The organism is Buttiauxella sp. S19-1 (assembly GCF_022134725.1).
GTDB classification, from domain to species: Bacteria; Pseudomonadota; Gammaproteobacteria; order Enterobacterales; family Enterobacteriaceae; genus Buttiauxella; species Buttiauxella ferragutiae.
The window spans coordinates 1-18881 of sequence record NZ_JAHWLU010000094.1 but is presented as its reverse complement, the minus strand read 5'-3'; the positions used below and the strand labels follow the sequence as shown (position 1 = coordinate 18881).

Sequence of the window (18881 nt, the reverse complement as noted above, 5' to 3'; positions counted from 1 at the left end):
GAATATAAATGTTCCCTACAAAATTAAAATCCGCATTACTGATCTCTGCTCTTGGTTTAAGTGCATCGCAAACCTTTGCAGCAGAAACTTTGAACGTCTGGATTCGTGCCAGTAACGACTCCAAAAATATTTACAAACAAGAGGCCGAAACCTTTGAGCAAAAGACCGGCATTAAAATCGAGTACTTTAATGCTACCACCGACTTCGAACAGCGACTGGCGCGCGCGGCAGCCGGTAATGCACTACCTGACCTGATTTTTAACGATGCGGTCGCCATCGGACAATTCATCCAGCTCGGTATCGCGGAAGAAATTGACCCGAAAACTATTGCCGGTGGTGAAAACCTTTACCCGACCGCCTGGGAAAGTACCCGCTATACCGACGGTAAATTCTACGGCGTCCCCACTTCGGCCCAAACCTTCGCGCTCTTTGTGCGTAAAGACTGGCGTGAAAAATTAGGGATGCCTGCGCCAAAAACATGGAGTGACGTCGAAAAATTAGCCAAGGCCTTTACCACTCAGGACCCTGACGGCAACGGCAAAAACGACACCTACGGCTTTTTGCTCCCGGGCTCAACCACACGCGGCTACGCTAGCTGGTTTATGAGTGCCTTCTTGTGGCAAGCCGGTGGCGATTTTATTCGTGAAGGTGCGAAGGGGGAGTTTAAAGCTTCGCTAGACGAACCTGAGGCCCGCGAAACGTTGCAATTTATGCGCGGCATGTTGTGCGAAAAAGTCGTGCAACCTGGAGCTATTAACGCCACGACCGCCGACATCATTCCGTCCTTCCGATCCGGCCAAACCGGGATGTTCTTCACCGGCCCTTATCACATCGCTTTATTTGATAAAGACCCGGGTAAGGACAACTTCGAAGTGGTGACCCTAACTGGACCAAAAGGGAGTGCGACGCTTGCGGAAGGCACCACGGTCTTCATGATGAAAAGCAGTAAAAACAAAGAGGCGGCGCGCAAATTTATTGAATTTATGATTTCCCAGGAGGGGCAAGAAATTGGCATGGGTAAAGGCAGTAAACACATGCCTGTGGTCCGTATGCCTGTCAATAAATTGGTCGATACCCAGGCGGTTTACAACGATGAACGCTGGGCAACTTTCGCCAAACTTTACGCTGAACAAGGCCGTTACGTGCCGCAAGTTCCAAACTGGACGCCAATTCGCCAAATAACCGCCGATGGCTTTAACCGCATTCTGGCGGACTGCAATAGCGATATTGCCGCTGAACTCAAAACCACCAACGAGAAGGTCAACGCTGAACTTGCCAAACAGCAGGTACTGGCGAAGTAAGGGTAGTTATAACGTAACCCTCACCCCATCCCTCTTCCATCGGGAGAGGGGGAAAGAACTTTCGCTCTCCTTAGGGGAGATGGCAAGAGTGAGGGGTAATAACGAAAACCGTAAAAAATGAGTGAAAATAACGATGTTGACTCCTCGCCAGAAACGAAATCTGGTGCCATGGCTTTTCCTCGCTCCGGCACTGGTCATTTTCACCTGGTTTAAATTCATCCCGATGCTGCAAGGCCTGGTGATGAGTTTTTACAAAGTGAACTTCAATCAACCAGATGAATGGGTTGGATTTGCCAACTTTGCACGCGCGTTCGCCGACATAGAACTGCATTCGGCAGTTTTTAACACCTTCCTGTATGTGGTGGTGACAATGGTGGTCGGGGCGGTTTTGGCATTCTTCCTTGCCATGTTGCTTGAAGGGCCTGCTCGCCATTTGCGTTTCATCCGTACGGCGATTTTCTTACCCGCGGTCACCAGTGCAGCAATCGTCGCCGAAATGTGGCGTATCTTGTTCAACCCAACGCCTAATGGTGTTGTGAACCACATCTTGAGCTGGTTCGGTATTGCCGACCAGGGGTTCCTGGCCAGTGCCGATCAGTCGCTTTGGGTGATCATGCTGCTGCATATCTGGAAAGCAGTACCGTACAACATGGTGATCTTTATTGCTGGGTTGGCGGGAATTAGCCGTGACTTGTACGACGCTTCAAACGTGGATGGTGCGAACTGGTGGAACCGACTGCGTTACGTCACGTTGCCTGGCATGATCCCGGCGATTTCTGTGGTGCTGATGTTGTCATTTATTCGTGGCTTCCGTGTGTTTGCAGAAGTGTATGCCACTACGGGGGGGGGGCCATCCGGCGCCACTGAAATGATCATGACTCATATCTACAAACTCGGTTTTGAGCAATTTGACTACGGCTATGCTTCGGCGGTGTCGTTCCTGTTATTCGCTTTCACCGTCGTGTTGACGATTTGTCATCTCACTTTGAAAAAGCGCATCGCCCGCTATTAAGGAGCCGCCCATGTTAGGTAAACGTTGGGATACCGTAGGCCGCTGGATGATTTATGGCTTGCTGTTAATTGTATTTGTCGGGCCATTCTGGGGCATTGTCGCCACGGCCTTTAGCGGAGCACCGGTTAAACCGGGTGAACTGCTGGCATGGCCAAATGAGTTTTCCATGGAGAACTTTATCTTTGCCTGGCAAGACATTGGCGTCTGGCAATATTTGCTGAACTCAATGGTGGTGGTGTTCTTTGGCACCATTTTGCAGGTTGCCGTTAGTGCGCTTGCCGCCTATGCGTTGGCACGCAAGAAGTTCATCGGCGTTTCATTGGTTAGTCTGGTCATTCTTTCCACCATGATGCTGCCGGAGGAAGTGATCGCCATTCCGCTGTACATGATTATCAACTGGCAACTGCCGCTGATTGATTCGTCACTCTACAACACCTATCTGGGCATGATTATGCCGGTTGTGGGTTGGGCGTTTTCGATCTTCGTCTTAAGCGAATTTATGGCGGCGATCCCTAAAGAGCTGGAAGAGGCGGCGCGTATCGATGGGGCAAATGAGTGGCAAATATTCTTCCACGTCATTTTACCGCTGGTGAAACCGGCACTCGGCACCGTTGTGACGTTTGGCTTCATCATGATTTGGGACCAGTACCTGCTGCCGCTAATTGTGGTGAACCATGACAGCCTGAATACCATCCCGGTTATTCTTGGCCGTCTGCGTACGGACGAAAGTATTACACCAAACATTTTCATTGCCATCACCTTACTGGCGATGTTGCCAAGCATCATTGTTTATCTCGGTCTGCAAAAACATTTCAATCGCGGGATTATGTCCGGCGCGGTCAAAGGATAAGGAGCGACACATGGGTTCCGTGGTACTGAAAAATGTCTGTAAATCATATGGTGATGTGCATGTCATCAAAGATGTCTCTTTGACTATTCCAGATGGAGAGTTCTGTGTGTTGGTTGGCCCAAGTGGCTGTGGGAAATCAACGCTGTTGCGCATGATCGCCGGGCTAGAGGAAATTACTGGCGGCCAGGTTGCGATCAATGAGAAGGATGTCACTGACGTTGAGCCAAAGCTGCGTGATATCGCGATGGTGTTCCAGAGTTACGCACTGTATCCGCAAATGACAGTGCGCGAAAACATGGGTTTTGCGCTCAAAATGGCAAAACTGCCTAAAGCGGAAATCAGCCAAAAAGTGGAAGCGGCCGCTGATCTGCTCGGACTAGGCGTCCTGCTGGATCGTTTGCCAAAAGATCTTTCCGGCGGCCAGCGTCAGCGCGTAGCGATGGGGCGCGCCATTGTACGTAATCCTCAGGTGTTTTTGTTCGATGAACCGCTCTCTAACCTTGATGCAAAATTGCGTACTCAGGTACGTGGTGAAATCCGCGAACTGCATCGCCGCCTGAAAACCACCTCGGTGTACGTGACGCATGACCAAATTGAAGCCATGACCATGGGGCAGATGATCGTGGTACTGCGGGAAGGGCGTATTGAGCAGGTGGGTAGCCCGCTGGAGTTATACGACCGTCCGGCTAATTTGTTCGTTGCCGGATTTATCGGTTCGCCTGAAATCAATCAGTTAAAAGGTGAAGTGACACTACAAAACGGCGAGATGATGTTACGCCTCAATGATGGCTCTTTGTTAAGCTTGCCGCCGGGCGTACAAGTCCAGCCGCAGCAAAAAGTGGTGTATGCGATTCGCCCGGAACAGGTCAATGTAGTGAGCGAAGCAGAACAGGGCGGGGCGCTGAAAGCGACCATCACAGCCATCGAAAATACCGGTTCTGATATGCAGTTATTCTGTAACACAGGAGGCGGTGCATTTACTTCGGTGTTTAAGCAACGCTTAAATGTTCGGGAGGGGGAAACGGTATGGTTGCAGCCTCGACTGACCGGTATCCACATTTTTGATGCCGAAAGTGGGCAGCGAATAGCCTGTCATTAAGGAGCAGTAAATGAAGTTGTATACCCTGGATGTGACGTGTCTTGAGAATGCTCGCCGTGGCTTACAGCAGCCTTTTTCTCCGTTACAGCTGGCACTGGGTCAGCTGGTCAGAGAGGCGGATAAACTCCGTGGTCAACCGCTGGAAAGCGTGGTGCATAAAAAATTGCGTCCGGTGAGTGGCGATCCACATGATTACTACAGCCTGGGGACATACTGGTGGCCCAATCCGCGCAGGCCTAACGGCCTGCCGTATATTCGTCGCGATGGGCACACCAACCCGCAATGTCAGAATAACGACACGGATACCACGCGTATAATCCGTATGTGTGAACGCAGCCTGACGCTTGGGCTGGCGTGGTACTTCACTGGACAGCGCAAGTACGCGCAGGCGGCGGCGGAACAAATCAAATGCTGGTTCCTTGACGAACAAACGCGGATGAATCCGCATTTGAACTACGGTCAGGCGATCCCAGGGATTGTTTCTGGCCGTGGTACCGGGCTTATCGATACGCGCTTGTTATGGATGGTGATTGATGCCATTGGCCTGATTAGCCCCGCGGGAGTGTTGGATACCGACGACATTATCGGTTTGCACCAATGGTTCAGGGACTTTAATCACTGGATGTTTTACAGCGATGTGGGTCACTCTGAATATGTCTGGCATAACAACCACGGCACCTGGTATGACGCACAGCGTGCGGCTAATGCACTGTTCTATGGTGATAAAGGGCTAGTGGCTCGCATCATTCAGCAGGGGATAACCCAACGCATGGCGGCGCAAATCGACCAGGAAGGGAAACAGACAATGGAACTGGAGCGTCCGGTGCCGTTCCACTATTCCTTGTTTAACCTTGAAGCGCATTTGTTGTTGAACCGTTACGCTGAGCATGTCGAGTTTGACCGCTGGAATGCCGTGCAGGATGGCCGAAGTGTGAAGCTCGGTATCGATTATTTGATGCCGTTTATCGCCGACCCGGATTTATGGCCGTACAGTGATTTACAAGGCATTGTCTGGGATAGCGCCTTGCGCATCATATTGCAATCGATGCGCGGGTATCCCAAAGAGGCTGCGCGTTATAAAACCGTGTTGGGCAGCTTCCCTGAAGATACCCTGGGTCTGCATGAACAACTGATGTGGTGCGCTTAGGCAAGGGTGTGACCTGGCAGGGCCTTAGTCATTGACCCGACCAAAAGGCCTCAATGCTGCTGATGATTCACCAAATTCGTCAAATGCTCATCGGTCTGGCTCATGCACATTCCGGCTTTATGTGCATTACGGACTTCATCGAGAATGGTATTGAGCAACACACCTTCGTCTTGCTGCTCCCGATCCATGGTTTTCAGGAAAGTGAGCGTCGAGAAATCATTTAATGCGGTAGCTTCTGCGGTCAGTGTGGTTAATGTCGCGCAACGTTGGTCATAATCGGCCACCGTTTGCTCGAACAACGTTTCTAATGAATCGCATTCGCGTGGCGGTTCTTCAATCGTCGCCACAATAGGATTACCACCGGCTTGCTTCATAAAAGTAAAAATACGCATCATTTGCGTGACGCTGCATTGTGCCTGATTTCTTAAAAAGATCGCTGTGCCCGTTAAACTCTTTTCGGAGCACCAGTGACTTAAGCGCAAATAAAGGTTGGAGGAGTAGAAGTCGCGGTTTATCTGTAAGTTAAGTCTTTGAACCATGCCGGAAGTTGCCATAATCATTCCTTTATTGAATCGGAACATCGGTGAAGATGGGGTAAACAATAAAAATTCATGGGGATGTTTAAACCATACCTCTTTAGGGGTATTCGGAGAACTATTAATTATGTCGTTTTATCACTATTTTCAGCCTGGAGTACTAATAAATAGCAAAGGCTAAAAATGAAATGATTATTAATGCGCGACTTTGTTTTTATATTCTATAAATATAATGAGCTAAATTGTGATTCACAGCTGAGTACTGGAATAGGCTAGTGCTTGTTTATTGTGTTAGATCATATTTTCTGCCCATCGGATAATTGCGCTCGTGACTGTTTCCGGTACTGCAACGGAGTTTGATTCATCATCTTCTTAAAACAAGTAATGAAATAAGTGTCCTCGATAAACCCCACTTCCTGAGCGATGGCGTCAATGCTTAACGGCGAAGTGCGCAACAGGTCGCAGCTTTTCTTGATGCGCCGCGTCAGTAAGTACTCATGAATACTGCCGCCGGTCTGCTGGCGAAAAATACGTGAAGTGTAGCTGCGCGATAATCCAATAGATTGTGCAAGTTCATCCAGTGAAAACTTGGTGCTGTAATTATTCTCGACCCACTGCATGATGCGCGAGGCAACCGTAGGCTGTTGCGGGATAAATGCCTGCGGCTGCGCGGGGAGAAACGCCATAATCTGCATCACCATAAACGCAACATCACTGGCCGTTGAGTGCGCTGTCGGGTCCAGCTTATCGAACCCGCCAAGAATCACTTCCATAAATTCTGCCTGTTCACTCAAATCGTACACCTGCGCGGGCACGTTGCTGGCGGCCAGGGCTGAAAATTGAGCCTGTTGGCGCGCAAATGCCTGCAAAGAGCCGATCACTGAAGAGTGCTCAATGTGCATAGTGGTGCGGTGATACTGGTTTTTGTCACTGGCTTCGACATGCACTTTGTGCAAACGGAACGGTGGGAAAATAAATAACCGGCCAGGCCGCGCGGTGTAATGTTGATTATCCACGACAACAATGCCATAGCCTTTTGAAATATAGAGAAATTCAACACATTGATGCCAGTGATAGTACTGAGCACTTGAAGCGCGTAAACGGTGAAATGAGATAACCTGGCTATCAAGTGTGATGCGCTCCATCAATTGTGCTTCGCTCATTTCCCCTCCAGGACAACAAATTTAAGTTTTTACGCCATCATTTGTAATTTATTCACCTTGCGAATAGAAAAATCCAGCGAAATTGAAATGGCGGTTTATTTTTGTGATGCGGCTCACTCTGAGCCTTGAATAAAAGCGACTAATCTGTTCATCAACGCGAAGTATTAGCGCACTGAAAAATAGCTATAACAATAACTTACTCTATTCTCGTGTTTAACGGGAGGACATCTTGCAACCTAAAAACATTACAATAAACAACCGCCTTGAAAGCAGGGACGATCTACAAAAACTGGTTAACGAATTATTGAATGCCGTTTCGCCATTCTTTAAAAAAGATGCCAGTCGGGTCGACCTTGCTAATTTCACTGCACATTACGGCCAGCAGATTGCCAATATGGAAACTTTCTCGCGTTTGCTGTGGGGTGTGACTCCATTGCTGGCGGGCGGAAGTGAACCAGAGCTATTCTCTTTTTATATCCAGGCGATAAAAAACGGTACTAACCCGGAGCACGCAGATTATTGGGGGGAGGTGGCACCTTTCGATCAGCGCATTGTGGAAATGGCAGCCTACGGGTTAATGCTGGCGATAGCGCATAAGCCGCTGCTGGCGCATTTCAATGAACAAGAAAAACAGCATCTTTGGCAGTGGCTCAGGCAAAGTGAAAACCAGGATATTCCAGATAACAACTGGCATTTCTTCCCAATTCTGGTGCAGGTAGGTTTCCATCGTTGTGGAATGCCGAACAATACTGATGCGCTGGAAACGCATTTTGCTGCCATGGAACAATATTATCTCGGCGATGGCTGGTATTCAGACGGCCCAGGACGCCCGCGTGATTACTATATTTCGATGGGCTTCCATTTCTACGGGCTGATTTACGCCAAATTAATGGCGGATGTTGATCCTGAACGTTGCAATAAACTGCGCGAGCGGGCGGCCCTGTTCGCTGCCGACTTTATCCATTTCTTTGCGGACGACGGCGCTGCTATTCCCTTTGGCCGCAGCCTGACTTATCGCTTCGCACAGGGCGCATTCTGGAGTGCTGCGGCATTTGCCGGGCTGGAAGTCTTTGAACCTGGCGTGGTAAAGGGCATTGTTCTACGCCATTTACGCTGGTGGCTGCAACAACCGCTGTTCGACCGCGATGGTGTGCTGAGCGTCGGTTACAGCTACCCAAATCTTGTCATGGCGGAAGATTACAACGCACCGGGCTCTCCGTACTGGGGGCTAAAAACCGTATTGGTGCTGGCGTTAGGCCAGGACGATGCCTTCTGGCAGGCGCAAGAGTTGCCGCTGCCACCTGGTGACGCACACCATAGCATTCCTCATGCTGCGCAAATTCTGGTTCATCAGCCTAATCATTTATGGATGCTAACTTCCGGCCAGCTTGAGCTGAATAACTTCGTTAATACCGAAGCTAAATACTGCAAATTTGCTTATTCCACACGCTATGGTTTCACCATTGAGCGGGGGCGTTACGGCTTAAATCACGCGGCTCCAGATTCGATGTTGCTGTTATCTGAAAAAGACGATTACTGGCGTGGGCGTCGCGATTGCCAGAACGTCACAACCGCGGATGGCATGATTTACAGCCGTTGGCTGCCATGGAATGACGTGACTATCGACACCTGGTTACTGCCGCTGGGCGACTGGCAGGTGCGTGTGCATTCCCTCAAAACCGAACGTGAACTGGATTGTGCTGAAGGCGGTTTCAGCCTGCCAAACCGTCCGCTTCCCGAAGCGCAAATGGCGAAAGCTTGCTGCCAACTGACCTCCGTCACGGATACCAGTGCCATTTACTGTTTGAGCCCGCAACCGCGCAATGGCGACCAGGTGTTAACGCCGCCAAACAGCAATCTGCTCTTTGCTGAACGGGCTGCGGTTCCGCTGTTGAAAGGGGAGTTGAGTAAAGGCACGCATCTGTTAATCAGTGCTGTCTGGGCAGGGGATTCAGCGGTATTTGATGCGAACACTCGCCCACAAGCCATGGTCAGCGAGGGTGTTGTGCGCCTGGTGATGGGTAAGCTCGAAACACAAATCATGTTGAATAAACTGCCGTGATGATTCTGGAGAAACACCAATGAACATGTCGACAATAACGCGTACCGCGCAAATAAAAATGAGCAGTTTCATTTTTCTCTACTTTTTCACCTGGTCCTCAAGCTTCGGGCTATATGCCTTGTGGCTGAGTCAAAAAGTCGGTTTAGACAGCATCACGATCGGTAGTGTTTTTGCTATCAACGGAGTCTTTGCCGTAGTGATGAAACCGGTCTATGGCTACATCATGGATAAGATCGGCATGAGTAAATGGCTGCTCTATTTTGTCTGCGCCGTTTCCGCACTGATGGCCCCGTTCTTTGTTTTCATCTACCAACCTTTATTACTGACGCACACCATGGTGGGGATTGTGATTGGTGCGCTGTACCTAAGCCTGGGCTGGTATGCCGGTGTGGCCGCTTCCGAATCCTATGCTGACCGCTTTAGCCGCATGTATGGTCTGGAGTTTGGGCGCATTCGTATGTGGGGTTCACTGGGCTGGGCAATGGCCGCTTCGGTTTCCGGTTTGCTGTTCAACTACACGCCGCTGGCCAACTTCCTTGTCAGCAGCGCCACGTCAGTGCTGATGCTCCTGATGTTGGTCAGCCTGAAAATTGGCGACGAGCAACTGCGGAGTAACAACGTGATTTCCGCAAACAAAATCGTCTTTGCCGATGTGCTGATGTTACTGAAAAACCGCAAATTCTGGATGTTTAGCCTCTATGTCGCCGGTGTGGCATGGATGATGTTTGTTGCTGAACAGCAGTTCCCGCGTTACTTCGTTTCGTTCTTCGACACCAAAGAGCAGGGCAATGCGTGGTACGGCTACCTGAGCACCGTCCAGTCCGGCATGGAATTCGTGATGATGATGTTCATCCCGTTGCTGGTAAATCACTACGGTGCCAAAAAAGGGTTGCTGTTCTGTGGCTGCGTAGTCGGAGCCCGTCTGATTGCATCCGGCCTGACCAGCGACCCGCTGATCATCTCGATCATCAAACCGTTCTACGGTGTTGAGATCTCGCTACTGCTGATTTCGGTATTCAAATACATCGCGGAGCACTTCGACAAAAAAATTAACGCCACCATGTATCTACTGGGTTATCAGGCCATGATCTACGTCGGTTCCGTGGTTGTGGCACCGCCAGCCGGATATCTGTACGACAAAATTGGCTTCGGGCAGACCTACTTAATCATGGGAAGTTGTGCGCTGCTGTTCACCCTGGTTTCTGCTTTCACACTCTCGCGCTGCCAGTCAAAGCGCGATGAGTCCCGCAATTTCGCACCCGCTTTAAATACCGCACCGGCCGAGCCGGTAAAACATTAATTTTAGGAGACGTTATGACCCGTACTGTTGCCACTGAAAAAGTCGTGACCGAGCCGCTGCGCCCGATTGAATTACATCAGGTTGACCGTCTGGCACTGAATCGCAAACTGGATGCCGCGTTAAAAAGCGTGACCAAAAAAATGGACAAAAACATCATTGCCCTGGGTGACAAGTTCCCAAATGAAGCCTGTGAAGGCGGAAAATGGGCACCAACAGGCAACGTCGAATGGACAACCAGTTTTTGGACTGGCCAGTTGTGGCTGATGTGGGAGTTGACCGGCGATGACAAATATCGTCAAGCCGCCGAGCGCTACTTGCCCTCTTTCGCGGAACGTTTAGACCAGCGTATTGAAACCGCGACTCATGACCTGGGCTTTCTTTATACCTTGTCATGCATCAATGCCTGGCGGTTAACGGGTAATGAAACGGCTCGTCAGACTGCGCTGCAAGCGGCTGACATTTTGATGGAACGTTACAACCCGGTCGCCAAAATCATCCAGGCGTGGGGCGATTTGAATGACCCGGAACAACAGGGGCGGATGATTATTGACTGCAATATGAACCTTCCGCTGCTTTATTGGGCAAGTGAACAAACGGGTGATGCGCGTTACGCGCAAGCGGCAACAGCACACGCACAGCAGGCGGCAAAATATATCGTGCGTCCGGATTCTTCCACTTTCCATACTTTCTATATGGATGTGGAAACGGGCGAGCCACGATTTGGTAATACGCATCAGGGCTTCAGTGACACTTCGTGTTGGTCGCGTGGGCAGGCTTGGGGCATCTATGGTTTCTTGCTCACTTACCTGTACACCGGTGACACCAGCATGGTGGATCTCACCCGCAGCCTGGCACATTACTTTATCAACCGCTTGCCGGAAGATGATGTCTGTCATTGGGATCTGGCATTGCTGGGAACCGATGCGGTGCGTGATAGCTCGGCGGCGGCGATTACCGCCTGTGGCTTGCTGGAACTGGTCAACACGCTGCCGGTGTTGGATGAACATCGTGCCCATTATGAAGAGATGGCGCTGCGTATTATCCAGTCACTGACGGATAACTACCTGGCACGCGACGATGAAGCGTGTGAAGGCTTGTTGAAACACTCGGTTTATCACATGGCAAGCGGCAAAGGTGTCGATGAATGCTGTAGTTGGGGTGACTATTTCTACCTGGAAGCACTGACCCGCGTGCGCAAGGTATGGAATCTCTACTGGTAAATATTTCGCCCCCGCAGGCCTGCGGGGGCAACATGGAGAGTTGGAATGAAAACTGTTGCTGTTCTGCTGGCTCCTGGTTTTGAAGAAGGTGAAGCTATTGTCATTATTGATATTTTGCGCCGCCTTCAAGTTAACGTTCGTACACTGTCTTGCGTAGATACGCGCGCCGTGGTGAGTTACCACGATATTCCGATGGTTGCCGATGCCACATTAAGCGAATGTTTTGATGAAACCTTTGATGCTGTGGTTTTACCCGGCGGCCCGGAAGGCAGCACCTTTTTGGCAGGTTGCGCCAGTGTGATTGCCTTCGTGCGCCGTCATGACGAACAGGGCAAATTTATCTGCCCGATTTGCTCCGCCGCGGCACGTGTATTGGGTGGAAATGGTTTATTGAAAGGTCGCCGTTACGTCTGCTCCGGTGATTTATGGCAGCAGGTGAAAGACGGTGAATATGTTGACGCTGATGTTGTGGAAGACGGTAATCTGATTAGCGGAAGGGGGCTGGGCAAAGTGTTTGATTTTGCATTGACCGTTGCAGCTCGTCTGGAAGGTGATGAAGCCCCAGCCCGCGACCAGGCGGATCATATTTATTATCCGTGGTAGTGGTGAATACTCAGGGAATATTTTATTCCCCTGAGTATTCGTATTAACAAAAAAATCGTATTACTCCCGCATTGTTTTTTATTAAAACATTTTATTTTCTGATCAATACATTTCCCGCCTGATAGTCAACAAAGCCGCAAGGATGTGCTGGCTGTACTTATGGATAATTCAGCTAATTACCTCTCAATTCATCATACATATCTGCTCATTCTTATGCCTTTAATGGCTGAATGTATGTACGCTTTTACTGTATTTCTGGCGTGTGATTGCGCTCTCCTATGGATGATTAATTTCCCGCTACAACTATCGTAAGCCCAATAGCTAAAAGTCGAAACGGCTAATGGCTTGTTTTAACTAAACCTTACCCTACATAAAATAAGATCGAGCGGGAGTTTACCATGCACAAATTTACTAAGGCGCTAGCGGCCATCGGCATTGCGGCGGTTATGTCACAATCCGCTATCGCTGAAACCATGAAGCTCGGTTTTCTGGTGAAACAACCAGAAGAACCCTGGTTCCAGACTGAATGGAAATTTGCCGATAAAGCCGGCAAAGATCTCGGTTTTGAAGTGATTAAAATTGCGGTTCCGGACGGCGAAAAAACCCTTAATGCTATCGACAGCCTGGCCGCCAGCGGCGCGAAAGGTTTTGTTATCTGTACGCCAGATCCAAAACTGGGTTCAGCAATTGTCGCAAAAGCGAAAAGCTACGACATGAAAGTGATTGCCGTGGATGACCAGTTTGTCACCGCCAAAGGCGCACCGATGGACACCGTGCCGTTAGTGATGATGGCAGCGACCAAAATCGGCGAGCGCCAGGGGCAAGAGCTGTACAAAGAGATGCAGAAACGTGGCTGGGATGTGAAAGAGTCGGCGGTGATGGCGATTACAGCAGATGAACTCGACACCGCTCGCCGTCGTACTTCTGGCTCGATGGACGCTCTGAAAGCCGCCGGTTTCCCGGAAAAACAAATCTACAAAGTCCCAACTAAATCTAACGACATCCCTGGGGCATTCGATGCCGCAAACTCCATGCTGGTTCAGCACCCTGAAGTGAAACACTGGCTGATTGTCGGCATGAACGACAACACCGTGCTGGGCGGCGTGCGCGCCACTGAAGGTCAGGGCTTTAAAGCGCCAGACGTGATTGGTGTAGGTATCAATGGGGTGGATGCGATAAGCGAGCTGTCGAAGGCGCAGGCTACCGGCTTCTATGGTTCACTGCTGCCAAGCCCGGACGTTCACGGTTATAAGAGCAGCGAAATGCTCTACAACTGGGTCACTAAAGGGGCTGAACCACCGAAGTTCACCGAAGTGACTGACGTGGTGCTGATCACGCGCGAAAACTTTAAAGAAGAACTGGCGAAAAAAGGTCTCGGCGGTAAGTAAAGTTTGTGGTGGATGGTGCTTGCGCTCATCCACCCTACCCAAATCTCACCAACGTCAACACCAACTGTAGGTCGGATAAGCACAAGCGTCATCCGACATTGGGGTATGTCATGCAACACCAGACACCGTATCTCTCTTTTCGTGGTATAGGCAAAACCTTCCCCGGCGTGAAAGCCTTACAGGACATCAGTTTCGACTGCTATGCCGGGCAAGTTCACGCTCTAATGGGGGAGAATGGCGCAGGAAAATCAACGCTGCTGAAAATCCTCAGCGGGAACTATGCGCCTACTGAAGGCAGCATTGTGCTGCGTGGGGAACCCGTTACTTTTGCTGATACCCCTGCGGCACTTAATGCCGGTGTCGCGATTATTTATCAGGAACTCCACCTGGTGCCGGAAATGTCGGTTGCCGAGAATATTTACCTTGGGCAACTGCCGCATAAAGCAGGGTTTGTGAACCGCTCGCTACTCAATTACGAAGCCAAAATACAGCTTGAGCATCTGGGGCTGGATATTGACCCGAGCACGCCGCTCAAATATTTGTCTATCGGCCAGTGGCAGATGGTGGAAATCGCCAAGGCGCTGGCGCGTAACGCAAAAGTTATCGCTTTTGATGAACCCACCAGTTCGCTTTCACGTCGTGAAATCGACAATTTGTTCCGCGTGATTCGTGAATTACGCGCTGAAGGCCGCGTCATCCTTTACGTTTCGCATCGTATGGAAGAGATTTTCGCCCTCAGCGATGCGATTACCGTGTTCAAAGATGGTCGCTACGTGCGCACCTTCGATGACATGAAACAGGTCAACCATGATTCGCTGGTACAGGCGATGGTCGGGCGCGATCTTGGTGATATTTATGGCTGGCAAGCACGCGACCATGGGGCTGAGCGTTTGCGGCTTGAGGGCGTAAAAGCTCCAGGTGTGCGCACGCCGATTTCGCTTTCAGTACGCAGCGGCGAAATCGTTGGGCTATTTGGCCTGGTCGGTGCCGGGCGTAGCGAATTAATGAAAGGGATGTTTGGCGGCACGCGCATCACGGAAGGCAAAGTGCAGATTGATGGCGAAGTTATCAACATCAATAAACCGGCGGATGCGATTCGTGCCGGCATGATGCTCTGCCCGGAAGACCGTAAAGCGGACGGTATTATTCCGGTGCACTCGGTGCGCGACAACATCAATATCAGTGCGCGGCGCAAACATATTAGTGCAGGCTGCCTGATTAATAACCGTTGGGAAACCGACAACGCCGCCTCTCACATCCGTTCCCTGAATATCAAAACCCCATCGGCTGAACAGCTGATCATGAATCTCTCTGGTGGTAACCAACAAAAAGCGATTTTAGGGCGCTGGTTATCAGAAGAGATGAAAGTGATTCTGCTAGATGAGCCAACACGCGGTATCGACGTCGGCGCAAAACACGAAATCTACAACGTGATTTATGCGCTTGCGGCTCAAGGTGTGGCGGTGCTGTTTGCCTCCAGCGATTTGCCTGAGGTGTTAGGGCTTGCCGACCGCATCATTGTGATGCGCGAAGGGGAAATAGCCGGTGAACTGCTGCATGGCGAAGCCAATGAACAGCAAGCATTAAGTCTGGCGATGCCAAAAAACAGCGCGTCAGCCGCATGAGTAAGGAGAGAAAAATGTCTGCATTGACTCCATCATCAACGAAAGCATCATCAACCAATGCCTCGTCGGGCGATAGCAAGAAAAAGTCGTCTTTAAGTCTTGGGCGCATCTGGGACAACTACGGCATGCTGGTGGTGTTCGCGGTGCTGTTTATCGCCTGCGCCATCTTTGTGCCAAACTTCTCTTCTTTTGTGAACATGAAAGGGTTGGGATTAGCCATTTCGATGTCGGGAATGGTGGCGTGTGGCATGTTGTTCTGCCTGGCATCCGGTGATTTTGACTTGTCTGTTGCGTCAGTGATTGCCTGTGCGGGCGTCACCACGGCGGTGGTCATCAACCTGACTGAAAGCCTGTGGATTGGCGTGGCGGCTGGGCTGTTGCTTGGCGTATTAAGCGGCCTGGTTAACGGTTTTGTCATCGCCAGGCTGAAAATCAACGCCCTGATTACCACCCTTGCCACCATGCAGATTGTGCGCGGACTTGCGTACATTATTTCTGATGGTAAAGCGGTCGGCATTGAAGATGAGCGCTTCTTTACGCTGGGTTATGCCAACTGGTTGGGGTTGCCTGCACCAATCTGGCTGACGGTCGGTTGCCTGATAATCTTCGGTTTCTTACTCAATAAAACCACGTTTGGCCGCAACACGCTGGCGATTGGCGGTAATGAAGAAGCGGCGCGTCTTGCAGGTGTTCCTGTGGTGCGCACCAAAATCATTATCTTCATTCTTTCTGGCTTAGTCTCGGCTGCTGCAGGGATAATACTGGCTTCGCGTATGACCAGCGGCCAGCCAATGACCTCTATTGGCTACGAACTGATTGTGATTTCTGCCTGCGTATTGGGTGGTGTATCGCTGAAAGGGGGGATTGGCAAAATTTCCTACGTGATTGCCGGTATCTTGATTCTCGGCACCGTAGAAAATGCCATGAACTTACTGAATATTTCACCATTTTCGCAGTATGTGGTGCGCGGTCTGATCCTGTTAGCAGCGGTTATCTTTGACCGTTACAAACAGAAAGCGAAACGCACGGTATAAATACCTGGCCTCGCAGAAAAGTCATCCGGTGGATTAGCGTAAGCGACATCCACCAGTTTTTTAATGTGACATCACTTCACTTATCAGTATTTCCGTCCAGAAACTAATGCAAACCAAGAGGTGAATCACTGAAATAGTCACGCTGCTAAAGTATAGTTGGCGGCGTTGAAATTCGGCCTCAAGGAGATGAGCCAATGAGCAGTGATGTAAACTACACCAGCAGTAAAGTACGTGTTACTGAAAATCGTAAGTTTGATACCACTTGGGTATTAAGTCTGTTCGGAACCGCCGTCGGGGCAGGGGTGTTGTTCTTGCCAATCAACGCCGGAATGGGCGGATTTTGGCCGCTAGTCGCCCTCGCGGTGATTGTTGGGCCGATGACCTGGCTTGCACACCGTGGCCTTGCACGTTTTGTTTTATCCTCAAGTAACCCTGGCAGCGACATCACCGAAGTGGTGGAAGAGCATTTCGGCGCTAAAGCGGGCATCTTAATTACACTGCTCTATTTCTTCGCCATCTACCCAATTCTGCTGATCTACGGCGTGGGCATCACCAATACCATTGATTCTCTGATGGTTAACCAATTGGGAATGGCGTCTCCACCGCGAGCTATTTTGTCGATTGTGCTGATTGTCGCGCTGATGGCGGTAATGTTGACCAGCGAACGTGTGATGCTGAAAATCACCGAACTGATGGTTTACCCGTTAGTGGGTATTTTACTGTTCCTCTCACTCTATTTGATTCCTCACTGGAATACTGCTGCGCTGTCGCAGATGCCAAGTGCTATCGATTTCACCAGCACCATGTGGCTGACCATTCCGGTGCTGGTGTTTGCTTTCAACCACTCTCCGGCTATCTCCTCGTTTGCGCTGTCACAGCGCCGTGAATATGGCAATCACGCGGATGAAAAATCCAGCCAGACATTGCGTAAAACCTCGACGATCCTGCTGGCATTTGTCATGTTGTTCGTCTTTAGCTGTGTTCTGAGCGTGACGCCTGCGGATTTGCTGGCAGCAAAACAGCAAAATATTTCGATGCTGAGCTTCCTGGCGAACAAATTCGATAACCCGTTAATCTCCATCTTTGGCCCACTGGTGGCGATTCTGGCGATTTCCAGTTCCTTCTTCGGTCACTACCTGGGCGCGCGTGAAGGTCTGCATGGTCTGGTTAAGAAAATTGCTCGCCACAACGGCAAGCGTTTTGATGACCGCAAACTGAATAAAGCGATTGCGCTGTTCTTCCTGCTGAGCCTGTGGCTGGTGGCAACACTGAACCCAAGCATCCTTGGCATGATTGAATCGTTGGGCGGCCCAATCATCGCGATGATCCTGTTTATCATGCCGATGTACGCTATCCACAAAGTGCCGGCACTGGCGAAATTCCGTGGCAAAGCGAGCAATGTGTTCGTTACGGTCATGGGGCTGGTGGCTATTTCAGGCCTGATCGCCAGCTTCTTCTAATCTCTGCCATACCATGACACCAGGCTGCATGCAGCCTGGTGATTTATCCTGGAAAATTGCGACACCCGTCACCCTGTCTATACTTACATGGCTAATCATCATCTCTCGTTACCGTTACGGTGGCGAGATTAACCATGTAAGGAGGAGCCGCTGGTGGCTGAAGTCTCATCTGTACCGCCTCTACTTTCAGGAAACCTTGCCTTTTTCTTTGACCTCGATGGCACGCTAGCAGAAATCAAACCGCACCCGGATCAAGTCTACATTCCGGCCGCTGTGCGGACGTTACTGCAAAAAATGTCCGTGATGAGCAACGGGGCACTGGCATTGATTTCAGGGCGCTCAATGTCCGAGCTCGATAGGCTCGCGACACCCTTTCACTTCCCGCTTGCGGGCGTGCATGGGGCTGAACGCCGTGACATCAATGATAAAACCCATGTTGTGACCCTACCTGAGCCGGTCGTAAACGCGCTCCAGCAGCAATTAAGTGAAGCACTCCTGCCGTTTCCGGGCACAGAGATTGAAGCCAAAGGCATGGCCTTTGCGCTGCATTACCGCCACGCACCGGAGGCCGCCGATGCCATTTTAGAACTGGCGAAATCGATGACGTTACGCTATCCCGAACTGGCATTACAGCCAGGGAAATGTGTGGTGGAGTTAAAACCGCTGGGCATCGACAAAGGGGCCGCGATACGCGCATTTATGCAGGAAGCGCCTTTTGCCGGGCGCACCCCGATATTTATTGGTGACGACCTTACGGACGAGGCGGGATTTAAACAGGTCAATGCCCTTGGCGGGCTGACCATCAAAGTCGGTGCGGGCGTGACAAGTGCCCATTACCGACTGGCAAATGTGCGCATGGTTTATCACTGGCTTGGAAAATTAACGCATTACATAGAACAACAAAAGTCAGACATTTTACGGGGAGAAGATTATGAGCCGCTTAGTGGTAGTCTCTAATCGCATTGCGCCGCCGGACGATAAAAAAACCAGTGCCGGTGGCCTGGCGGTGGGAATTTTAGGCGCGTTAAAAACGGCGGGTGGATTATGGTTTGGCTGGAGCGGTGAAGTGGGAGACCCCGAT

Annotated in this window: 16 protein-coding genes and 1 pseudogene; 15 read left to right on the top strand and 2 right to left on the bottom strand. The window is 50.5% G+C overall.

Annotated elements, in window-relative coordinates:
• Nucleotides 1–8 precede the first annotated feature (8 nt).
• The 5 genes from MES37_RS18085 to MES37_RS18065 all read left to right on the top strand — a co-directional run bounded on the left by MES37_RS18085 (nucleotide 9) and on the right by MES37_RS18065 (nucleotide 5409).
• Entirely contained in the window at nucleotides 9–1301 is a 1293-nt protein-coding gene (locus MES37_RS18085; protein ID WP_237932260.1) for an ABC transporter substrate-binding protein, read from the top strand.
• A 127-nt stretch (nucleotides 1302–1428) separates the two neighbouring features.
• The gene (locus MES37_RS18080) at nucleotides 1429–2313 is read left to right on the top strand and encodes a carbohydrate ABC transporter permease (protein WP_121815643.1); all 885 of its coding nucleotides are present in this window, start codon (nucleotides 1429–1431) and stop codon (nucleotides 2311–2313) included.
• Nucleotides 2314–2323: 10 nt separating this feature from the next.
• A complete protein-coding gene (locus tag MES37_RS18075) occupies nucleotides 2324–3163 on the top strand; it encodes a carbohydrate ABC transporter permease (RefSeq protein WP_064545771.1) in 840 nt (279 codons plus the stop codon).
• Nucleotides 3164–3173: 10 nt separating this feature from the next.
• Nucleotides 3174–4262: an ABC transporter ATP-binding protein gene (locus tag MES37_RS18070; RefSeq protein WP_237932258.1), complete on the top strand. Its 1089-nt coding sequence runs from the start codon at nucleotides 3174–3176 to the stop codon at nucleotides 4260–4262.
• 10 nt (nucleotides 4263–4272) lie between these two features.
• Entirely contained in the window at nucleotides 4273–5409 is a 1137-nt protein-coding gene (locus MES37_RS18065) for an alginate lyase family protein (RefSeq protein WP_064545774.1), read from the top strand.
• Between the two features lie 50 nt (nucleotides 5410–5459).
• Here the strand turns inward: MES37_RS18065 and MES37_RS18060 are convergent, their stop codons facing one another.
• Complete coding sequence (locus MES37_RS18060; RefSeq protein ID WP_064545776.1) at nucleotides 5460–5963, bottom strand: non-heme ferritin-like protein; 504 nt, start codon at nucleotides 5961–5963, stop codon at nucleotides 5460–5462.
• A gap of 278 nt (nucleotides 5964–6241) precedes the next feature.
• Nucleotides 6242–7108 carry an AraC family transcriptional regulator gene (locus tag MES37_RS18055; protein ID WP_064545778.1) on the bottom strand — a complete coding sequence of 289 codons (867 nt, stop codon included), beginning with the start codon at nucleotides 7106–7108 and terminating at the stop codon, nucleotides 6242–6244.
• 229 nt (nucleotides 7109–7337) lie between these two features.
• Here MES37_RS18055 and MES37_RS18050 point away from each other — a divergent pair, with 229 nt between their 5' ends.
• The 10 genes and pseudogenes from MES37_RS18050 to MES37_RS18005 all read left to right on the top strand — a co-directional run.
• Nucleotides 7338–9170, top strand: a complete 1833-nt coding sequence (locus MES37_RS18050) for a DUF2264 domain-containing protein (RefSeq protein WP_237932256.1) — start codon at nucleotides 7338–7340, stop codon at nucleotides 9168–9170.
• A 25-nt stretch (nucleotides 9171–9195) separates the two neighbouring features.
• Nucleotides 9196–10470, top strand: coding sequence for an oligosaccharide MFS transporter (locus MES37_RS18045; RefSeq protein ID WP_370090857.1), 1275 nt, complete (start codon nucleotides 9196–9198; stop codon nucleotides 10468–10470).
• Nucleotides 10471–10484: 14 nt separating this feature from the next.
• Nucleotides 10485–11690, top strand: a complete 1206-nt coding sequence (locus MES37_RS18040) for a glycoside hydrolase family 88 protein (RefSeq protein WP_232887324.1) — start codon at nucleotides 10485–10487, stop codon at nucleotides 11688–11690.
• Between the two features lie 45 nt (nucleotides 11691–11735).
• On the top strand, nucleotides 11736–12293 hold the full coding sequence (locus MES37_RS18035; RefSeq protein WP_133521673.1) for a DJ-1 family glyoxalase III: 558 nt from the start codon (nucleotides 11736–11738) through the stop codon (nucleotides 12291–12293).
• A 398-nt stretch (nucleotides 12294–12691) separates the two neighbouring features.
• Nucleotides 12692–13681, top strand: coding sequence for an arabinose ABC transporter substrate-binding protein (locus tag MES37_RS18030; protein ID WP_064545789.1), 990 nt, complete (start codon nucleotides 12692–12694; stop codon nucleotides 13679–13681).
• Between the two features lie 110 nt (nucleotides 13682–13791).
• Nucleotides 13792–15306 carry an L-arabinose ABC transporter ATP-binding protein AraG gene (araG, locus tag MES37_RS18025; protein ID WP_237932254.1) on the top strand — a complete coding sequence of 505 codons (1515 nt, stop codon included), beginning with the start codon at nucleotides 13792–13794 and terminating at the stop codon, nucleotides 15304–15306.
• 14 nt (nucleotides 15307–15320) lie between these two features.
• The gene (gene araH / locus MES37_RS18020; RefSeq protein WP_064545793.1) at nucleotides 15321–16340 is read left to right on the top strand and encodes an L-arabinose ABC transporter permease AraH; all 1020 of its coding nucleotides are present in this window, start codon (nucleotides 15321–15323) and stop codon (nucleotides 16338–16340) included.
• Between the two features lie 194 nt (nucleotides 16341–16534).
• Nucleotides 16535–17800, top strand: a complete 1266-nt coding sequence (locus MES37_RS18015) for an HAAAP family serine/threonine permease (protein ID WP_237932252.1) — start codon at nucleotides 16535–16537, stop codon at nucleotides 17798–17800.
• Between the two features lie 153 nt (nucleotides 17801–17953).
• Nucleotides 17954–18757 (top strand): trehalose-phosphatase, encoded by an 804-nt coding sequence (otsB, locus tag MES37_RS18010; RefSeq protein ID WP_064545796.1) that lies wholly within the window; start codon nucleotides 17954–17956, stop codon nucleotides 18755–18757.
• Nucleotides 18732–18881, top strand: a pseudogene (locus MES37_RS18005) (alpha,alpha-trehalose-phosphate synthase); the annotation flags it as partial. The gene otsB and the pseudogene MES37_RS18005, both read left to right, overlap by 26 nt.

Bases quoted from the DNA above. Each gene is read 5' to 3' on its own strand.
- MES37_RS18055 (WP_064545778.1), bottom strand. From the start codon at position 7,108: ATGAGCGAAGCACAATTGATGGAGCGCATCACACTTGATAGCCAGGTT.
- araG (WP_237932254.1), top strand. From the start codon at position 13,792: ATGCAACACCAGACACCGTATCTCTCTTTTCGTGGTATAGGCAAAACC.
- MES37_RS18030 (WP_064545789.1), top strand. From the start codon at position 12,692: ATGCACAAATTTACTAAGGCGCTAGCGGCCATCGGCATTGCGGCGGTT.
- MES37_RS18075 (WP_064545771.1), top strand. From the start codon at position 2,324: ATGTTAGGTAAACGTTGGGATACCGTAGGCCGCTGGATGATTTATGGC.
- MES37_RS18085 (WP_237932260.1), top strand. From the start codon at position 9: ATGTTCCCTACAAAATTAAAATCCGCATTACTGATCTCTGCTCTTGGT.
- MES37_RS18045 (WP_370090857.1), top strand. From the start codon at position 9,196: ATGTCGACAATAACGCGTACCGCGCAAATAAAAATGAGCAGTTTCATT.
- MES37_RS18060 (WP_064545776.1), bottom strand. From the start codon at position 5,963: ATGGCAACTTCCGGCATGGTTCAAAGACTTAACTTACAGATAAACCGC.
- MES37_RS18065 (WP_064545774.1), top strand. From the start codon at position 4,273: ATGAAGTTGTATACCCTGGATGTGACGTGTCTTGAGAATGCTCGCCGT.
- MES37_RS18015 (WP_237932252.1), top strand. From the start codon at position 16,535: ATGAGCAGTGATGTAAACTACACCAGCAGTAAAGTACGTGTTACTGAA.
- MES37_RS18035 (WP_133521673.1), top strand. From the start codon at position 11,736: ATGAAAACTGTTGCTGTTCTGCTGGCTCCTGGTTTTGAAGAAGGTGAA.
- MES37_RS18040 (WP_232887324.1), top strand. From the start codon at position 10,485: ATGACCCGTACTGTTGCCACTGAAAAAGTCGTGACCGAGCCGCTGCGC.
- MES37_RS18070 (WP_237932258.1), top strand. From the start codon at position 3,174: ATGGGTTCCGTGGTACTGAAAAATGTCTGTAAATCATATGGTGATGTG.
- araH (WP_064545793.1), top strand. From the start codon at position 15,321: ATGTCTGCATTGACTCCATCATCAACGAAAGCATCATCAACCAATGCC.